The sequence below is a fragment of the Polaromonas sp. P3_C2 genome (assembly GCF_056402675.1).
In genome coordinates, this window is record NZ_JBFUGX010000586.1 from 1 (window position 1) to 2604 (window position 2604).

Annotated in this window: 3 protein-coding genes; 2 read left to right on the plus strand and 1 reads right to left on the minus strand. The window is 60.5% G+C overall.

The genetic code is table 11. The features are described 5' to 3' along the window. Nucleotides 1-34: 34 nt before the first annotated feature. Nucleotides 35-1366, minus strand: a complete 1332-nt coding sequence (locus AC1DWI_RS19340) for a surface lipoprotein assembly modifier (protein ID WP_477725487.1) — start codon at nt 1364-1366, stop codon at nt 35-37. 254 nt (nt 1367-1620) lie between these two features. Between AC1DWI_RS19340 and AC1DWI_RS19345 the strand changes: the two genes are divergently transcribed. After that, a complete protein-coding gene (locus tag AC1DWI_RS19345; RefSeq protein ID WP_477669337.1) occupies nt 1621-2004 on the plus strand; it encodes an ArsR/SmtB family transcription factor in 384 nt (127 codons plus the stop codon). 18 nt (nt 2005-2022) lie between these two features. Further along, nucleotides 2023-2604: molybdopterin-dependent oxidoreductase (locus tag AC1DWI_RS19350; protein WP_477725488.1), on the plus strand; the 582-nt coding region annotated here is incomplete at its 3' end.

Here is a 2604-nt window from a genome sequence, read left to right on the forward strand (position 1 = left end):
GTCTGGCGGGGCGTGTTCAGTCGGCACGGCAGGTTTAGAAGTCGCGGCGCACGGTCACGGAGAAAAGGCTGCGGTTGTAGTCGGAAATGGCAATGTTTGACTTGACGGAGGTCAGCGACAACTGCGGCGTCACGCGCCAGAGTTTGGCGGGGACCCAGTTGAGGCCAAGGTTCAGATTGAGCTGCCTGTCGGTGCGGGTGACCAGGAACAGCGGATCGGTGCCACCGTATTTGCGGTCTTCATAACTGATATTGCCAAAAAAGGCGAGGTCGTCCCTGATGGATTTCTGTGTACCCAACCGGATGCCGAACAGGTGGTGGCCCATGTGCGGAACGCCGCTGGCTTTTTCCTTCTCGGCACCCACATAAATACCCCCGAAGACCAGCAAACCGTCGCGGAATGCATGGGCGTAGGACGTACCCAGCACGGTTCGGTCCGCATCACGAAGCGATTGACCCGGATAGCTCAACTCGCCCCATTGCAGGTAAGTGCTCCACTGGCGGAAGCCGTCGATGCGGTAGGTCCATTCGCCGACCAGGCCTTGCTGGTCGCGCGCGCGGGATCCGGCGACGGTATAGCTGCCGGCCTGGACGACACCGGTGAATTCATGCTTTTCGTAGCGGTAGCTGGCACCGGCGTTGACATCAACCTGGCCGGTGTTGAAGTCGTTGTACTTGGCATTGACGYGCGCATTGCCGCTTGCGTTCGCGATCAACGACCAGCGCGGGTCGACGACGTAACGGGCTGACAGCCCGCCACCCAGAGTCATGAAGGCATCCCTGGTCTCGACACCCGAAGCATTGAGGGTGAAAATTGCGCCGCCAAAAAGCGGAACCGCGACATTGGGATTGCCGGGGCCGCTGTTGACATTGGTGTCGTAGCCGACGCTGGCTTCCAGGTACGGTTTGACGGACGAGCGGGCGGCTTCTTCCGTGCGATCAATGGCTTGCAGGAATTGGTCGATGGTGGCGGCGGCCTCCGTCGGGATGTTGTCTTGTTTGGCTTCCAGTAACACCTTGCGCGAGCCGGCGTTGTCCCCGACGGCAAAAAGTGCCCGTCCAAGCTCCGCGCGCGCACGGGAGTTGGCCGGCTGCACCGCCAGCACGCGTTCGAGCGCGAATATGGCGCGGGTGAATTGCCCTGTGTCGTTGGCGGCGATACCCAGCACCGTGTCGAAGTCGGGGTCGCCTGCGCGTGCGGTTTCCTGGGGCTCAAGCAGATCGAAGGCTTTTTGTGCCTGGCTCTGGTCGAGCAGCGTACGCGCCTGACTGACCAGTGCATCGACTTCCGCATGCGCTGCAGCGGCCATCATGACGGCGAGAAGGATGCCGGTACTTTTGAAGATGAAGGATTTTTTTGAAGACATAAGTATTGGGTTTTACCGGTCCCGGGTAACAACTCGTAAGTAACAAAAGTTTTATATCACGATGAGGGGTCTTTCAACGCTTTTTTACACCTTTGCCGCCCTGCGCAAGTGCATGGAGGCAACACCTTTTCGGCGTTTGGCGGGTCGGTTGGTCATATTTACGTGTTCGCCTTGCGTGCCTAGGGTATTTACGGGTTTTTTGAGGCGGCTTCAGGCTTAATATCAGCAACTACTTATATTAAGAATAAATCGCTATGAACGAGATGATCCAGACCAGTGCGCAAGTCGAGAGAGGCCGTGTGTTTGAGCTGGCGGCCGAGTTGTTCGCTGTGCTCGCGACGCCGATGCGCTTGCGTGTCTTGAGCGCCTTGTGCGAACGTGAAAAGTCCGTGAATGAGTTGCTGGCGGAGATCGACACCACCCAGCCCAATCTTTCCCAGCATCTGGCCGTGCTGTACCGCACCGGTGTGCTGGCCAAGCGCAAGGAAGGCACCCAGGTGATTTACCGCGTTCAAAGCGAAAAAGCCGTGGCGCTGTGCCGCAGTGTCTGCACCCAGATCGCCATCGAGCTGGATGAGCCGGGCGGATTGTCGCCGGCCGAAAGCCTGTCGCCGCGATCCGCCTCCCAAGACGCCTGAACCGAAAGAACGCCCTTTATGCTGAGCCGTTTTTTACAGCGCGCGCCGGAGAATTTCCTCTCAGGGGCGCAAATAGCGGACGTGCGCGCCGGGCGCCGCGGTTTTCTGGCCGGCGCGTTTGCAGCTGCGTCAGCCGGGGTGGCGGCGGTGGGTCAGGCCCGGGCAGCGACTCCGGAGGGCGATGCCAATATCCTGAACCTTCCCGCCCACAGCAAGGGCCTGGGCCAGCCCGTGGCGGCCCGTGGTTACGGCCTGCCCAGCGAATGGGAAAAAAACCTGCAGCGCCGCGAGAGCCCGGGCCTCACGCGCATCGGCCAGGCCAGCGTGAGCTTTTGCCCATTGCAGGGCCTCTTCGGCATCATCACCCCCAGCGGCCTGCACTTTGAACGCCACCACCAGGGCTGGTGGGACATCGACCCATCGAAACACCGGCTGATGGTCAATGGCTCCGATGACGCCATGCTCAAGCGCCCCATGGTGTTCAGCATGGATGAGTTGATGCGCCTGCCGAACGTCAGCCGCATGCACTTCATCGAATGCGGCGCCAACACCGGCATGGAGTGGGGCAACTCGGCGGTGCCAACGGTGCAGTACACCCAC